This is a genomic window from Streptomyces sp. NPDC041940 (assembly GCF_055589465.1).
This window is the reverse complement of record NZ_JBVJBP010000012.1, coordinates 251949-267547: the sequence shown is the minus strand read 5'-3', so window position 1 is coordinate 267547 and position 15599 is coordinate 251949. Positions and strand designations below refer to the sequence as shown.

Annotated in this window: 14 protein-coding genes; 9 read left to right on the top strand and 5 right to left on the bottom strand. The window is 70.4% G+C overall.

Going from position 1 to position 15599, the window contains the following annotated elements; translation table 11 throughout:
- Window positions 1-253: 253 nt before the first annotated feature.
- Window positions 254-1300: a BMP family lipoprotein gene (locus ACZ6I3_RS22090; protein ID WP_469416675.1), complete on the top strand. Its 1047-nt coding sequence runs from the start codon at window positions 254-256 to the stop codon at window positions 1298-1300.
- A 57-nt stretch (window positions 1301-1357) separates the two neighbouring features.
- Here the strand turns inward: ACZ6I3_RS22090 and ACZ6I3_RS22085 are convergent, their stop codons facing one another.
- Window positions 1358-2581 carry an RNA-guided endonuclease InsQ/TnpB family protein gene (locus ACZ6I3_RS22085; protein ID WP_469416673.1) on the bottom strand — a complete coding sequence of 408 codons (1224 nt, stop codon included), beginning with the start codon at window positions 2579-2581 and terminating at the stop codon, window positions 1358-1360.
- 362 nt (window positions 2582-2943) lie between these two features.
- Here ACZ6I3_RS22085 and ACZ6I3_RS22080 point away from each other — a divergent pair, with 362 nt between their 5' ends.
- The 7 genes from ACZ6I3_RS22080 (at window position 2944) to ACZ6I3_RS22050 (ending at window position 10657) form a co-directional block, all read left to right on the top strand.
- Window positions 2944-3993, top strand: coding sequence for a BMP family lipoprotein (locus ACZ6I3_RS22080; RefSeq protein WP_469416671.1), 1050 nt, complete (start codon window positions 2944-2946; stop codon window positions 3991-3993).
- A 211-nt stretch (window positions 3994-4204) separates the two neighbouring features.
- The gene (locus ACZ6I3_RS22075; protein ID WP_469416669.1) at window positions 4205-5776 is read left to right on the top strand and encodes an ABC transporter ATP-binding protein; all 1572 of its coding nucleotides are present in this window, start codon (window positions 4205-4207) and stop codon (window positions 5774-5776) included.
- Window positions 5776-6903, top strand: a complete 1128-nt coding sequence (locus ACZ6I3_RS22070; protein WP_469416667.1) for an ABC transporter permease — start codon at window positions 5776-5778, stop codon at window positions 6901-6903. The genes ACZ6I3_RS22075 and ACZ6I3_RS22070 overlap by 1 nt, the downstream gene beginning before the upstream one ends.
- Window positions 6900-8165, top strand: a complete 1266-nt coding sequence (locus ACZ6I3_RS22065) for an ABC transporter permease (protein WP_469416665.1) — start codon at window positions 6900-6902, stop codon at window positions 8163-8165. The genes ACZ6I3_RS22070 and ACZ6I3_RS22065 overlap by 4 nt, the downstream gene beginning before the upstream one ends.
- Complete coding sequence (locus ACZ6I3_RS22060) at window positions 8162-8566, top strand: cytidine deaminase (protein WP_469416664.1); 405 nt, start codon at window positions 8162-8164, stop codon at window positions 8564-8566. Before ACZ6I3_RS22065 ends, ACZ6I3_RS22060 begins: the two co-directional genes overlap by 4 nt.
- A gap of 97 nt (window positions 8567-8663) precedes the next feature.
- A complete protein-coding gene (locus tag ACZ6I3_RS22055; protein ID WP_469416681.1) occupies window positions 8664-9941 on the top strand; it encodes a thymidine phosphorylase in 1278 nt (425 codons plus the stop codon).
- A gap of 74 nt (window positions 9942-10015) precedes the next feature.
- A complete protein-coding gene (locus tag ACZ6I3_RS22050; protein ID WP_469416662.1) occupies window positions 10016-10657 on the top strand; it encodes a Uma2 family endonuclease in 642 nt (213 codons plus the stop codon).
- On the opposite strand, the gene ACZ6I3_RS22045 is transcribed toward ACZ6I3_RS22050, so the two are convergent.
- Window positions 10605-11531, bottom strand: coding sequence for an AEC family transporter (locus ACZ6I3_RS22045; RefSeq protein WP_469416661.1), 927 nt, complete (start codon window positions 11529-11531; stop codon window positions 10605-10607). The genes ACZ6I3_RS22050 and ACZ6I3_RS22045 overlap by 53 nt on opposite strands.
- Window positions 11532-11669: 138 nt before the next feature.
- Here ACZ6I3_RS22045 and ACZ6I3_RS22040 point away from each other — a divergent pair, with 138 nt between their 5' ends.
- Window positions 11670-12056, top strand: coding sequence for an STAS domain-containing protein (locus ACZ6I3_RS22040; protein ID WP_469416659.1), 387 nt, complete (start codon window positions 11670-11672; stop codon window positions 12054-12056).
- On the opposite strand, the gene ACZ6I3_RS22035 is transcribed toward ACZ6I3_RS22040, so the two are convergent.
- The 3 genes from ACZ6I3_RS22035 to ACZ6I3_RS22025 all read right to left on the bottom strand — a co-directional run bounded on the left by ACZ6I3_RS22035 (window position 11940) and on the right by ACZ6I3_RS22025 (window position 15574).
- Window positions 11940-12956, bottom strand: coding sequence for a sigma-70 family RNA polymerase sigma factor (locus ACZ6I3_RS22035; protein WP_469416658.1), 1017 nt, complete (start codon window positions 12954-12956; stop codon window positions 11940-11942). The two genes, ACZ6I3_RS22040 and ACZ6I3_RS22035, sit on opposite strands and share 117 nt — an antisense overlap.
- 120 nt (window positions 12957-13076) lie before the next feature.
- The gene (dnaN, locus tag ACZ6I3_RS22030; RefSeq protein WP_469416656.1) at window positions 13077-14204 is read right to left on the bottom strand and encodes a DNA polymerase III subunit beta; all 1128 of its coding nucleotides are present in this window, start codon (window positions 14202-14204) and stop codon (window positions 13077-13079) included.
- A 95-nt stretch (window positions 14205-14299) separates the two neighbouring features.
- A complete protein-coding gene (locus ACZ6I3_RS22025; RefSeq protein WP_469416655.1) occupies window positions 14300-15574 on the bottom strand; it encodes an MFS transporter in 1275 nt (424 codons plus the stop codon).
- Window positions 15575-15599: the final 25 nt, after the last annotated feature.

Here is a 15599-nt window from a genome sequence, read left to right as displayed (position 1 = left end):
CGGAGACCCCCCCCCCCCCGCCCCCCTCCCCCCCCCCCCCCCCCCCCCCCCCCCCCCCCCTCCCCCCCCACCCCCCCCCCCCCCCCCCCCCCCCCCCCCCCCCCCCCCCCCCGAGAAGGTGACAAGGGCGTAACCGGCCACCGGCAAATGCATAACGGCCCCGCAGCGACCAGTTCCCACGAGGGTCTACGCGCGTTAATGTGCGCCGAACCGAGCACCCGCTGCGGGGCTTTGGAGAATGGGGAACTTCAAGATGCGTCGGATTTCCAGATTGACCCGCGTCGCGGTGGGGGTCGCGTCGCTCGGGCTCGTCACCACGGCCTGCGGCGGTACCAGCAGTGAGAGCGGTAGCGGTGACACGAAGGACGACAAGGGTCTCGCCATCGCCTACGACGTCGGCGGCAAGGGCGACCAGTCCTTCAACGACGCCGCCTACGCCGGCCTGACGAAGGCCAAGGCCGAGTACGGCTACAAGACGGCCGACATCGAGCCCACCGAGGGCGAGACCGACGCCGACAAGGAACAGCGGCTGGTCTCGCTGGCCAAGCAGGGCTACAACCCGGTCATCGGCGTCGGGTACGCCTACGGCCCGGCGATGAAGGCCGTGGCCGCCAAGTACCCGAAGACCACCTTCGGCATCGTCGACTCCGTCGTCGAGGGCAAGAACGTCGCCTCCCTCGTCTTCGCCGAGGAGCAGGCCTCCTACCTCGCCGGTGTCGCCGCGGCCAAGGTCACCAAGTCGAACACCGTCGGTTTCGTCGGCGGTGTGGACATCCCGCTGATCCACAAGTTCGAGGCCGGCTACAAGCAGGGCGTCCAGGACACCAACCCGAAGGTGAAGGTCCTGTCGCAGTACCTGACGCAGACGGCCGAGGAGGGCGGCTTCGCCAGCCCCGACAAGGGCAAGGCCGCCGCCGAGGGCCAGATCGAGAAGAAGGCCGACGTCGTCTACCAGGCGGCCGGTCTCTCCGGCCAGGGCGTGATCGAGGCCTCCGCCAAGGCGAAGGTCTGGGCGATCGGCGTCGACTCCGACCAGTACGAGCAGGCCCCCCTCGCCGCGTACAAGCAGTACATCCTCACCTCCGCCCTCAAGGACGTCGGCGGCGCCGTCTACGCGCTGGCCAAGTCCGTCGACAGCGGCAAGCCGCTGACCGGCACCCAGACCTTCGACCTGAAGGTCAACGGCGTCGGAGTCTCCGAGGCGAACCCGGAGTTCGGCAAGGTCGCAGGGCTCAAGGACGCCGTGGACAAGGCCAAGAAGGGCATCATCGACGGCTCCATCAAGGTCAAGACCGAGTGACATGCTCCTCGCCCTGAAGGGCGAGGATTCTGGCCTTCCCGGCCGGATCCTGTGCCGCTAGGCGGCACAGGATCCGGCCGGGAATCCGTGGCTTCCTGTTTCTTCGCGCTGTGCCAGAACGGGTTCTGGTCTTACCGGCGCTCCGCAGGCTGATACCGCCAGTCCGGCGGCCGTCTTCACGTTGATCGCGGCGTTGGTGTCCCGGTCGTGGACGGTGCCGCAGGCTCTACAGGTCCACTCCCGCACGTTCAGGGGTTTGGGCCCGTCCTTGACGCCGCAGGTCGAGCAGGTCTGGGAGGTCGGCTCGAACCGGCCGATCTTCACCAGGGTGCGGCCGTAGCGGGTCGCTTTGTACTCCAGCATGCTGAGGAACGAGGACCATCCGGCGTCGTGCACGCTCTTGGCCAGTTTCGTGCGGGCCAGTCCCGCCACCGACAGGTCCTCCACGGCGATCCCTTGGTTCTCGGAGATCAGCTTCGTGGAGAGCTGGTGGTGGAACTCGCGACGGGCGTCAGCAACTCTGGCGTGGGCGCGGGCGACCTTCAGACGGGCCTTGGCGCGGTTCTTCGAGCCTTTCTGTTTGCGGGACAGCTCTCGCTGGGTCTTCTTCAGCTTCTTCTCCGCACGGCGCAGGAACCGCGGGGAGTCGATCTTCGTGCCGTCGGACAGGACCGCGAAGTGTCTCAGGCCGAGATCGATGCCGATCGTCTGGTCGGTTTCGGGCATCCGGGTCGCGTCGGCGGCCGGGTCGGCGTCGATGACGAAGGAGGCGAAGTACCGCCCGGCCGCGTCCTTGATGACGGTGACCGAGGTCGGGGTGGCCGGCAGGATCCGGGACCACTTCACCTTCACCGCACCGATCTTCGGCAGGCTCAGCCGGCCACTGCCGGTGATCTTCCAGCGGGCGTTGGCAGTGAACCGGACCGACTGCCGGGCGTCCTTGCGGGACTTGAAACGGGGCGGGCCAACCCTGGGGCCCTTGCGGGTGCCCTTGAGGGAGGCGAAGAAGTTGCGGTACGCGCTCTCGGCGTCCCGCAACGACTGCTGCAGCACCACCGCCGAAACCTCACCCAGCCAGGACCGCTCTACGGTCCGCTTGGCCTCGGTAATCAATCGCGTGGACAGCTCCCCGGCCGAAGGGAACGCCCGCCCGGCCTCACGGGCGTCTTCGCGGGCGCGGACCGCGTCGTTGAACACGACACGGGCGCACCCGAACGCCCTCGCCAACGCCTTCTGCTGGCCGGTGTCCGGGTACAACCTGAAGGCGTACCTGAGCTGCATGACGATCACACTAGGAACGTCGCACAGGTGTCACCAGAGAGAACATACGGACGAATCATCACCCTGACTCCCACACCTCACGCCGCCACCGCAGCCTCCGGCTCCGCCGGAACGATGCCATGACGCTCCGCGCCGCGCCCCCCCCCGGATTGGCTGCGGCATTCCCCGGGGCGGGTCACCCAGCGCCACCTCCCGTTCGCGGTCGGCAACGCCCGGGCCAAGGCACGGCGGTGGCTTGGGCACGGGCGCATAACAAGGTGGACAGAAGGGGTTTTCAGGCAGGTCTACGCGCGTTAATCTGCGGCGAAACCAGCGCCGAAGCTGAACCGACCCGGCGCGCTTGTACGACAGGAGCACCACACATGCGCCGGATTTCCCGGATCACGGTCGCAGGCGCAGCGACCGCCTCCCTGGCCCTCGCACTCTCCGCCTGCGGCAGCACCTCGACCTCTGCCGGGTCGTCGGACTCGAAGGGGAACAAGGGCCTCGCCATCGCGTACGACGTCGGCGGCAAGGGCGACCAGTCCTTCAACGACGCCGCGTACGCGGGCCTGGAGAAGGCGAAGAAGGACTTCGGCTACGAGACGGCCGACGTGGAGCCCACCGAGGGCGAGACCGACGCCGACAAGGAGCAGCGTCTGGTCTCGCTGGCGAAGCAGGGCCACAACCCGGTCATCGGCGTCGGCTACGCGTACGCCTCGGCCGTCAAGGGCGCCGCGGAGAAGTTCCCGGACACCACCTTCGGCATCGTCGACGACGCCACGATCAACACCAAGAACGTCGCCGACCTGGTCTTCAACGAGGAGCAGGCCTCCTACCTGGCCGGTGTCGCCGCCGCCAAGAGCACCAAGTCGAAGGTCGTCGGCTTCGTCGGCGGTGTGGACATCCCGCTGATCCACAAGTTCCAGGCGGGCTTCGCGCAGGGCGTCAAGGACACCGACCCGAAGGTCAAGGTCCTGTCGCAGTACCTGACGCAGACGGCCGAGGAGGGCGGCTTCGCCAGCCCCGACAAGGGCAAGACGGCTGCCGAGGGCCAGATCGAGAAGAAGGCCGACGTGGTCTACGCGGCCGCCGGTCTGTCCGGTCAGGGCGTGATCGAGGCCGCCGCCGCCAAGAAGGTGTGGGCGATCGGCGTTGACTCCGACCAGTACGAGCAGGCCGCCCTCGCCAAGTACAAGGACTCCATCTTGACCTCGGCGATGAAGGACGTCGCCAAGGCGGTGTACAGCCTTGCGAAGTCGGTCGAGGACGGCAAGCCGGAGACCGGTATCGTTCGTGGCGATCTGAAGACCGGCGAGGTGAGCCTCTCGGACTCCAACCCGAAGTTCGCGGACGACGCCGAGCTTCAGGAAGCCATCAAGACGGCCAAGGAGAAGATCATCAGCGGCGAGATCAAGGTCAAGAGCAGCTGACGACTTACTGCCTCGAGCAGGCAGTGACCCCGGGGGTCGCGTCCGCTCAACGGGGTGCGGGGAGGCTGCTCCTCGTGCCCCGTTGTCGCGGGGGCACCGGCCCCTTTGTTTGCCGTAGGGGCGCTACGCGCGTAGACGACCCCCGTCCCCAGGAGAGTGCGTTATCAACGCGTCCAGCAGCCCTCCGGCCGGAGCGGCGGTCAACGAATCGGTGACCGCCGTCGAACTCGCCGGGATCACCAAGCGCTTCCCCGGCGTCGTGGCCAACCACGACATCCACCTCAGCGTCCGCAAGGGCACCGTCCACGCCCTCGTCGGCGAGAACGGCGCCGGCAAGTCGACGCTGATGAAGATCCTCTACGGCATGCAGAAGCCGGACGAGGGCACCATCGCCGTCAACGGCGAGCAGGTCGCCTTCTCGTCGCCGGCCGACGCCATCGTCCGCGGCATCGGCATGGTCCACCAGCACTTCATGCTCGCCGACAACCTCACGGTCCTCGAGAACGTGGTGCTCGGCAGCGAGAAGCTCCACGGCATCGGCGCCAGGGCCCGCCGCAAGATCAAGGAGCTCTCCGAGCGCTACGGCCTCGGCGTCAAGCCCGACCTGCTGGTCGAGGAGCTCGGCGTCGCCGCCCGCCAGCGCGTGGAGATCCTCAAGGTCCTCTACCGCGGCGCGACCACGCTGATCCTCGACGAGCCCACGGCCGTCCTGGTGCCGCAGGAGGTCGACGCCCTCTTCGCCAACCTGCGCGAACTGAAGTCCGAGGGCCTGTCGGTCATCTTCATCTCGCACAAGCTCGGCGAGGTGCTCTCCGTCGCCGACGAGATCACCGTCATCCGCCGCGGCACCACCGTCGGCACGGCCGTCCCCGCCGAGACCACCCCGCGCCAGCTCGCCGAGATGATGGTGGGCAGCGAACTGCCCACGCCCGAGACGGCCGAGTCCACGGTCACCGACCGCCCGGTCATCACCGTCGACAAGCTCCGCCTGGAGGCCCCCGGCGGCAAGGCCCTGCTCGACGACATCACCCTCACCATCCACGCGGGCGAGGTCCTCGGCATCGCCGGTGTCGAGGGCAACGGCCAGACCGAACTGGTCGACGCGATCATCGGCCTGAAGCACGCCGACTCCGGCACGATCACCCTCGTCGAGGAGGAGATCACCGCCTGGCCCACCCGCAGGCGCCGCGAGCAGGGCATCGGCTACATCCCCGAGGACCGCCACCGCCACGGCCTGCTCCTGGAGGCTCCCCTCTGGGAGAACCGCATCCTCGGCCACGTCACCGAGAAGCCCCTCGCCAAGGGCGTCTGGCTGGACCCGAAGGCCGCCCAGGAGGACACCCGCCGGATCGTCACGGAGTACGACGTCCGCACCCCCGGCATCGACGTCACCGCCGCCTCCCTCTCCGGCGGCAACCAGCAAAAGCTCATCGTCGGCAGGGAGATGAGCCACAAGCCCCGCTTCCTCATCGCCGCCCACCCCACCCGGGGCGTGGACGTCGGCGCCCAGGCCGCCATCTGGGACCACATCCGCGAGGCCCGCCGCGAGGGCCTGGCCGTGCTGCTGATCTCCGCCGACCTGGACGAGCTGATCGGCCTGTCCGACACCCTGCGCGTGATCTACAACGGCCGGCTGGTCGCGGACGCCGACCCGGCCACCATCACCCCCGAGGAGCTCGGCTCGGCCATGACCGGTGCCGCGACCGGACACCTCGAGCACGAAGAGACCCCCGAGATCTCGAAGGCCGACGCCCCCGAGTCTCCGGAAGACGAGGCCCGCTGATGAAGAAGTTCGACAAGGAGCGCGTGCTCCTCGCGGTGGCCGGGCCGGTCATCGCGCTCGCCGTGGCCTTCGTCCTGATCGCGATCGTGCTGGTCGCGTCGGGCAAGAACCCGATCGAGCCGTTCGCCCTGATGTTTGAGCAGCTCGGCTTCTCCGACATCCAGGTGCTGATCATCAACCAGGCGTCGATGTACTACATCGCGGCGCTCGCGGTGGCCATCGGCTTCCGGATGAACCTGTTCAACATCGGTGTCGACGGCCAGTACCAGCTCGCCGCCATGATGGCCGCCATCGTCGGCGCCCACGCCAGCCTGCCGGCCCCCCTCCAGGTCCCGCTGCTGCTCCTGACCGCCGTCCTCACCGGCGCCTTCTGGTCCGGCATCGCCGGTGTCCTCAAGGTCACCCGCGGCGTCAGCGAGGTCGTCGCCACGATCATGCTCAACGCGATCGCCACCTCCGTGATCGCCTACCTGTGGCTGCCGGACGTCTTCGGCGTCAAGATCGGCAACAACAACACCACCGGCGAGATGCACGAGTCCGGCTGGATCCCCGGCATCGGCATGGGCGCGGCCGGCGAGATCTACGGTCTGGTCGTGCTCGCCGCACTGCTCGGCATCGGCTACTGGGTCGTCCTCAACCGCACCCGCTTCGGCTTCGACCTGCGCGCCTCCGGCGCCTCGTCGACCGCCGCCGCGGCCAGCGGTGTCGACCCCAAGCGCATGGTGCTGACCGCCATGCTGCTCTCCGGCGGCCTCGCGGGCCTGGCCGGTCTGCCGATCCTGCTCGGCGACACCCACACCTACAGCCTGAACTTCCCCACCGGCATCGGCTTCCTCGGCATCGGCATCGCCCTGCTCGGCCGCAACAGCCCCGTCGGCATCGCCTTCGCCGCCCTGCTGTGGGCCTGGCTCGACAAGGCCTCGCCCGAACTGGACTTCCACGGCTACGACAAGGAGATCGCGGTCATCATGCAGGGCCTGATCGTGCTCTCGGTCGTCGTCTCCTACGAGGCCGTCCGCGAATGGGGCCTGCGCCGCCAGCAGCGCCGGGTCGGCGCCGAACTGGCCGCCGGTCACGTCCTCGGCACCACCACCCACAACGCCACGAAGGAGGTGGCTGGCCGATGACCACCGTGACCGACCTCAACCAGCCCACGCTGCAGCCCGCGGCGCCCACCGGCCGCCGCCTGTCGTGGCCCGTCCTGCTGCTGGTCATCGCCGGCGGCCTGGCGCTGACCTCGATCGTCCGCATCATCACCGGCGCCGATGGCATCACCAACGTCAGCCAGATGTCCACCGCGCTCCAGCTCGCCGTGCCGATCGGCCTCGCCGGTCTCGGCGGCCTCTGGGCCGAGCGCGCGGGCGTCGTCAACATCGGCCTCGAGGGCATGATGATCCTCGGCACCTGGTTCGGCGCCTGGGCCGGATTCCAGTGGGGCCCGTGGACCGGTGTCCTGGTGGGCATCGCGGGCGGCGCGATCGGCGGCCTGCTGCACGCCTTCGTCACCGTCACCTTCAACGTCAACCACATCGTCTCCGGTGTGGCCATCAACATCCTCGCCCTCGGCGCCACCCGCTACCTCGCGCCCCTCGCCTTCGAGGGCCACACGGGCGGCTCCGCCAAGCAGTCCCCGGCGATCGACTCCCTCGGCAACTTCACGGTGCCGGGCCTCTCCGACGCCCTGCGCGACCTCAACGCCCACGGCTGGTTCCTGATCTCGGACATCGCCGGCCTGCTCGGCGGCCTGGTCACCAACGTCTCCTGGCTGACCCTGATCGCCATCGCGCTGATCCCCGCCACCTGGTGGATCCTGTGGCGCACCGCCTTCGGCCTGCGGCTGCGCTCCTGCGGCGAGAACCCGGTCGCCGCCGAGTCCCTCGGCGTCAACGTCTACAAGTACAAGTACATCGCCGTGATCATCTCCGGCGGTCTGGCCGGCCTCGGCGGTGCCTTCCTGTCCATCGTGGCCAACCCCTTCTACCTGGAGGGACAGGTCAGCGGGCGCGGCTACATCGGCCTCGCCGCGATGATCTTCGGCAACTGGATGCCCGGCGGCCTCGCCATCGGCGCGGGCCTGTTCGGCTACACCGACAGCCTCAACCTGCGCGGCGGCTCGGCCAACGTCCACGCCCTGCTGCTGCTCGGCGCGCTCCTGCTGCTCATCGGCGCCATCTGGCTGGTGGTCCGCAAGAAGTACGTCCACGCCGTGATCACCCTGGTCGTCGGCGGCCTGGTCTTCGCCTGGTACGCGACCACCGACGAGGTCCCGAACCAGGTCGTCTCCGCCACGCCGTACGTCATCACCCTGGTGGTGCTCGCCCTGTCCGCGCAGCGCCTTCGGATGCCGAAGGCGGACGGCATGCCGTACCGGAAGGGACAGGGCAAGTGACCGGCACCGGCCCGGCCGTCGACTGGGAGAGGCTGCGTGCGGTGGCCCGGGACGCCATGTCCCGGGCGTACGCCCCGTACTCCGGCTACCCGGTGGGCGTGGCCGCCCTGGTCGACGACGGCCGGATCATCTCCGGCTGCAACGTCGAGAACGCCTCGTACGGGCTCTCCCTGTGCGCCGAGTGCGGTCTGGTGTCGGAGCTGCACAACACCGGCGGCGGCCGGCTGACGCACTTCACCTGCGTCGACCGCGACGGCGACCCGCTCGTCCCGTGCGGCCGCTGCCGCCAGCTGCTGCACGAGTTCGGCGGCCCGGACCTGCTGCTGGAGACCCCGGAGGGCATCCTGCCGCTGTCGGCGATGCTGCCCCAGGCCTTCGGCCCCGGCCACCTCAGCAAGTAGTCATCTCCCGTACGGCCCCTCCGAGTCGCTCGCGCGACCGGCTCGGAGGGGCCGTACGGCTTCTGGAAATCCTCGGAAGGAAGCCCAAGCCATGGCCATGGACGCCATCTCCGTCATCCGCACCAAGCGGGACCGCGGCGAGCTCAGCGACGGACAGATCGACTGGGTCATCGACGCGTACACCCGCGGGGAGGTGGCCGACGAGCAGATGTCGGCCCTCGCGATGGCCATCCTGCTCAACGGCATGAACCGCCGTGAGATCGCCCGCTGGACCGCCGCGATGATCGCCTCCGGCGAGCGCATGGACTTCTCGTCCCTGTCCCGCCCGACGGCCGACAAGCACTCCACGGGCGGCGTCGGCGACAAGATCACGCTGCCGCTGGCCCCCCTGGTCGCCGCCTGCGGGGCCGCCGTACCCCAGCTCTCGGGCCGCGGCCTCGGCCACACCGGCGGCACGCTGGACAAGCTGGAGTCCATCCCCGGCTGGCGGGCCCTGCTCTCCAACGAGCAGATGCTGAACGTCCTCGACACCACCGGCGCGGTGATCTGCGCGGCGGGCGACGGCCTGGCCCCCGCGGACAAGAAGCTCTACGCCCTGCGCGACGTCACCGGCACGGTCGAGGCGATCCCGCTGATCGCCTCCTCGATCATGTCGAAGAAGATCGCCGAGGGCACGGGCTCGCTCGTCCTCGACGTCAAGGTCGGCACGGGCGCCTTCATGAAGACCATCGAGGACGCACGCGAACTGGCCTCCACGATGGTCGGCCTGGGCACGGACCACGGCGTGAAGACGGTCGCCCTCCTGACGGACATGTCGACCCCGCTGGGCCTGACGGCCGGCAACGCCCTGGAGGTCCGCGAGTCGGTGGAGGTCCTGGCGGGCGGCGGCCCCGCGGACGTCGTGGAACTGACCCTGGCCCTGGCCCGCGAGATGCTGGACGCGGCGGGCATCCGGGACGCCGACCCGGCGAAGGCCCTGGCCGACGGCTCCGCGATGGACGTCTGGCGCCGCATGATCGCGGCCCAGGGCGGCGACCCGGACGCGGAGCTGCCGGTGGCCCGCGAGCAGCACGTGATCAAGGCCCCGGCCTCGGGCGTCCTCACCCGCCTCGACGCCTACGACATCGGCGTCGCGGCCTGGCGCCTCGGCGCGGGGCGTGCCCGCAAGGAGGACCCGGTCCAGGCAGGCGCGGGCGTGGAACTCCACGCCAAGCCGGGCGACACGGTGAAGGAGGGCCAGCCCCTCCTCACCCTCCACACGGACACCCCCGAGCGCTTCGACTACGCACTCGAGTCGGTCGAGGGCTCCTACGACATCGCCGCGCCGGGGACTGACTTCACAGCGTCGCCGGTGGTGCTGGAACGAATCGCCTGAGCTGCGGTTTCCTCCTTCGGGTGAACGGGATCGGTGGACCCTCGCCGGTCCCGTTCGGCTTGTTGGATGACGCCATGAGCGTGCTGCACAGCGACTGCACCCCGACCGGTGACGAGTGGGACGAGCTGGTCCGGGTCCGGGAGGGGACGCGTGCCCCCAAGGACTGCAAGGTGGAGATCATCGAGGGAATCATCACTGTGGCGCCCCACTCCGCCGTCTCCCATCACCGCATCGCGGATCGCGTCCAGCGAAGCCTCTCCACAGTGATCCCCGAGCACTGGCTCATCTTCCAGTGGCTGGGCATGGCCGTTCCCGCCCGGCTCGGGTTGTATGTGCCCGACCTCGCCGTCGTCCCGGAGCTGCCGACCGAAGGCCACGACGACTTCTTGCCCGCTGCCGCCGCCCAGCTTGTCGTCGAGATCACCTCTGCGGCCACCGCCCGCTACGACCGCACGGCGAAGGCCGCGGGCTACGCCGAGGCGGGGGTGCCGCTCTATCTCCTGGTCGACGGCTGGGCGCCGGGCGGTCCGACGGTCACCCTGTACGGGGAGCCGAGGAAAGGCGTGTACCGCCACCTGCGCGCAGGCAAGTTCGGAGAACGCGTCTCGCTGCCGGAACCCTTCGGCCTCGAACTCGACACCGGCGAGTTCCCGGAGAGCCGAGTCACCCCAACAACGCCGCCACCACCACAAGCACCGGCACCGCCAGCACCGTAGACAGCAGAATCGCCTCCCTCGCCAGCACCTCGCCCACCCGGTAACTGCTCGCGTACGTGAACAGGTTCTGCGCGGCCGGCAGAGCGGACGTCACCACCACGTCGAGCAAGGACGCTCCGTGGAGGCCGAATACGCCCGCTGCCAGGGACCAGGCGATCAAGGGCTGGGCGATGGCCTTGAGGGCGACGGCGAGGAGGACGGGAGCCCGTTCCGCGCCGCGCAGCGGGAGCGTGCTGCCGCGCAGGGAGATACCGAAGGCGAGCAGGACGGCCGGGACCGACATGTTGCCGATCAGGGTGAGGGGATCCATCAGGGGACCGGGGACGTGGAGGCCGGCCGCCGATGCCGCCACCCCGGCCAGGGAGCCCAGCGCTATCGGGTTGCGGAGCGGGGTGAGCAGGCTCTGCCACAGGGGGCGCTTGTCCTCGTCCGAGACGGTCGCCAGGTCCAGGACCGTCAGCGCCACCGGTGTGACGGCGACCAGCTGGAACAGCAGCACCGGCGCGACCAGCGACGCGTCGCCCAGGACGTACACGGCGATCGGGATGCCGAGGTTCCCCGAGTTGACGTAACTGGAGCACAGGGCGCCGACCGTCGTCCGGCCCACACCCCACCCGCGCACGGCACCCACCGCCACGAAGACCCCCGCCGCGGCCGCCGTACTCATCGCCGTGACCAGCAGCCGGTCGGAGAAGATCACCGACAGGTCGGCCCGCGCGAGCGTCGTGAAGAGCAGCGCCGGGGACGCCACATGGAAGGCCAGCTTGGTCAGGACCTCGCGGCCCCCGTCCCCCAGGTAGCCGCGGCGGCCGATCAGATAGCCCACCCCGATGACCACGGCGATGACCGCGAACCCGCTCAGCACCCCCTGCACGACGCCCCCTCACCGGCGAAGAGAGCATCAGGCAGCGCGGGAGGGGCAGGTGCATGGGGCATACAGCCAACCCTCCGGGGAAGGCCATGTCCCGGTCAATGTGATCTTCGCAGCGCGCCGACAGGAAGGACCGTCGCGATGAGTTACGGCCGCCCGCCCGGTCTACCGATCGTGGACGCCATGACACCCCCCGTGCTCGTGCTGCCCGGCCCCGTCAACCGGGACGAGGTGAGAGGGCTGAGCGACGACGTACGGGCGCTGCTGCACACCAGCGGTGCCCGGGTCGTGGTGTGCGATGTCGCGGGCCTGGGGCCACCGGGCCTCGACGCCGTCGACCTGCTGGCGCGGCTCCAGCTCGCCGCCCGCCGGGCGGGAGGCCGGATCAGGCTCCGCGACCCCGACCCGGCCCTAGGCGCCCTGCTCGACCTGGTCGGTCTCGTCTTCGAGACGGAGGGGCAGGTCGAAGAGCGGGAACCAGCGCTCGGTGTCGAGGAAGCAGTGGAACCCGGTGATCCTGCCGTCTGAGATCTCCAGCACCTGGACCGCCCACGGCATGAAGCCGCCGCCCTCCGGGTCGGGCTTGTACTGGGCGAACCCCGGCAGCCCGTTGACCTCGACCGGCACCAGCCGGGAGCCCTCGCAGGGCGCGCCGAGCGTCGTCATGAAGCCGGTGATGTCGTCGGTGCCGGTCAGCCACAGGTCGAACGGCGGCATCGTCATGACCGCGTCCTCGTGCAGCAGGGCGGTCAGTGCCGTCATGTCGTAGCCCTCGAAGGCCGCCACATAGCGGTCCAGCAGCTTTTGCTGGTCCTCGTCCAGCGGGTCGGAGACGACCGCGTCGGCGCCCGGCTCCTGCCGCTCGGCCAGCGTGGCTCGGGCCCGCTGGAGGGCGCTGTTGACCGACGCCACCGAGGTGTCCAGCAGCTCGGCGACCTCGCTGGCCTTCCACGCCAGGACCTCGCGCAGGATCAGCACCACCCGCTGCTTGGCCGGCAACTGCTGCAGGGCGGCCATGAAGGCGAGCCGCACGGACTCCTTGGCGATCGCCGCCTCCGCCGGATCCTCGGTCGTGGGCAGCACGCGGGCGTCCGGCATGGGCTCCAGCCAGGTGTGGTCCGGGCGGGGGGAGAGGGCCGCCCGGGCGAGCGGGGTGGACTCGGTGAGGTCCATCGGCCGGGCGCGCTTGTTGCCCGCGGTCAGCATGTCCAGGCACACGTTCGTCGCGATGCGGTAGAGCCAGGAGCGGAGGCTGGAGCGGCCCTCGAATTTGTCGTAGCTGCGCCAGGCGCGGACCATCGTGTCCTGCACCGCGTCCTCGGCCTCGAAGGAGGAGCCGAGCATCCGGTAGCAGTACCCGGTCAGCTCGGTGCGGTGTGCCTCCAGTCTGGTGTCCAGGTCCGTCGGTGCCGCCGTGCCGTTCGTCATCGTCCACCCACCCCTGTGGAATGTCTGTCACGCGCCTTTGCGCCCAGTACTCCGGAAGCTACCGCAGCCCACTGACAACGGCCCCCCGAGCGCACGAATGCGCAGGTGGAAGGGGTCGTTTCACACGAGCTGCTTCACCGACATCAGCAGGTGCCGGTGCGATACGGCCTCCTCGCCCTCCGGCACCCCGTGCAGCAGCGCCCGCTGCCCCGCCCCCATCAGCTCCAGTCGTACCCGCGGGCTCTCGAACGACGTCAGCGCGTCCAGCAGATAGACCGGGTTGAAGGCCACCGCCACCTCGTCGGCGCCGCTCAGCGTGGCCGGCAGCCGCTGGGCCGCCACATCGTCCCCGAAGCCGGCGCGCAGCATGACGGACCCCTCGGGCGAGAAGTCCAGCCGCACCGGACTGTTCGCCTCCGCCACCACCGCGACCCGCCGCACGGCCTCCGCGAGCCCCTCGCACTCCACCTCGGCGACCGCGGCCCCCGCCATGTCGAACAGCGACTTGTACGCCGGCAGCCGTCCGTCCAGGAGCCGCAGCGCCGTCCGCGTCGGCCCGCCCTCGAAGCCGATCAGCCCGCCCCCACGGGCCGGGTCCCACCCGATCACCACGTCCCCGCAGCGCCCCAGCGTCCGCGCGACATCCAGCAGCCGCCGCGACGGCAGCAGAGCCTCCACGACCCCGTCGGCCGCCGCCCCCGGCTTCCACTCCAGCCGCCGCACCGCATACCGGTAGCGATCCGAGGCGGACAGTGTCATCTCCCCGCCGTCGAGGCGCAGTTGGACGCCCGTCAGCAGCGGCAGCGTGTCGTCCCGCCCGGCGGCGACCGCGACCTGCGCGACGGCGGTCGCGAACGCGGCCGCGTCCACCGTGCCGTACGGCGCGGGCGCCGCCGGCAGGGCCGGGTACTCGGCGAGCGGCAGCGTCGAAAGACCGAAGCGCGTACCGTCCGCCTCCACCGTGAACCGCGACGCCTCCAGCGCACAGCTCACCGGGCCGTCCGGCAGCACCCGGCACACCTCCAGCAGCCGCCGCCCCAGCACGAGCACCCGCCCGGGCACCGCGACCTCCGCTTCAGCCTCCACCCGTACCGCCGCCTCGAAGTCGAACCCCGTCACGGCCAGCCGTCCCGCGTCCGCCTCCAGCAGCAGTCCGCCCAGCACCGGCACCGGCGTCCGCGCGGGCAGCGCGCGTACCGACCGGCCCACGGCCTCCGCGAACGCCGTACGGTCGATGCGGAACTCCATGAAAAATCCCCCTGCTCGGTCCGGCGGTCAGCAGACGCGGACGTTATCCGCACCCACTGACAACCGGCCCCGACCAGGGGGATCGTCGCCAGGAATCAGGCAGCCGTGGCCAGTTGCCTCTGCTGCAGCCGAGCCGCCCGCGTCCCGAACACCGTGATCGTCACGACGCCGAGCACCGCCAGCAGTCCGACCCCGACCGTCCCGGCCCAGCCGCCCGCGTGGAAGGCGATCGCGCCGACCGTGCTGCCCGCGCTGGAGCCGATGTAGTAGGCGGACTGGTACAGCGCCGAGGCCTGCGCGCGGCCGGTCGTGGCCGTCTTGCTGACCGCCGAGGAGGCCACCGCATGGCCCGCGAAGAAGCCGCCGGTGATGAGGACCAGGCCCAGCAGGACCAGCGGCAGGGACCCGGCCAGGGACAGCAGCAGGCCCGCCGCCGTCGTACCGCCCGCCGCGTACAGCGCGCCCCGGCGGCCCATCCGGCCCACCAGCCGGCCCGCGGTCGACGCCGACACCGTACCGACCAGGTACACCAGGAAGATCGAGCCGATGATGCCCTGGGGCAGCGAGAACGGGGCCTCGGTCAGGCGGTAGCCGATGACCGTGTACACGCCGCCGAACACCGTCATGAACAGCGCGCCGATCGCGTACAGCCGGCACAGCAGCGGGTTGGACAGGTGGTCACGGACCGTGCGGGCCAGGACCCGCGGGCGCAGCGAGCCCGGCTTGAAGTGCTGGGGGGCGGGGAGCAGCGCCCGGAAGGCCACCGCGCAGGCCACGGCGATCACGCCGATGACACCGACGGCGACCCGCCAGCCCCACTCCTGCGCGACCCAGCCGGTGATGACCCGGCCGCTCATCCCGCCGACGCTGTTGCCCGCGACGAACAGGCCGATCGCGGTGACCAGCGCCTTGGGGCTGACCTCCTCCGCGAGGTACGCGGTCGCCGACGCGGGCAGCCCGGCCAGGGCCGCGCCCTGGAGCGCCCGCAGCACGACCAGCACGCCCAGTGACGGGGCGAGGGGCACCAGCAGTCCGATGGTGACGGCCACGGCCAGCGACGCCGTCATGACCGCACGCCGTCCGAAGCGCTCGGACAGGGCGCTCATCGGCAGCACGAACAGCGCCAGCCCGCCCGTCGCGGCGGCCACCGTCCAGCTCGCGTCGCTCGCCGCCACACCGAACTCGCCGGAGATCAGCGGGAGCAGAGCCTGGGTGGAGTACAGCAGCGCGAAGGTCGCGACACCCGCGAGGAAGAGGGCGAAACTCATCCGGCGGTAGCCGGGCCCGCCCGGCGACATACGGGAGTCGGAAGCAGGGACAGAGACATCGGCGCCCACGGTGGTGGACGCCCCGGTACTGGCGGGAGTCATGCCTCGAAATTACGTACGCACCCAC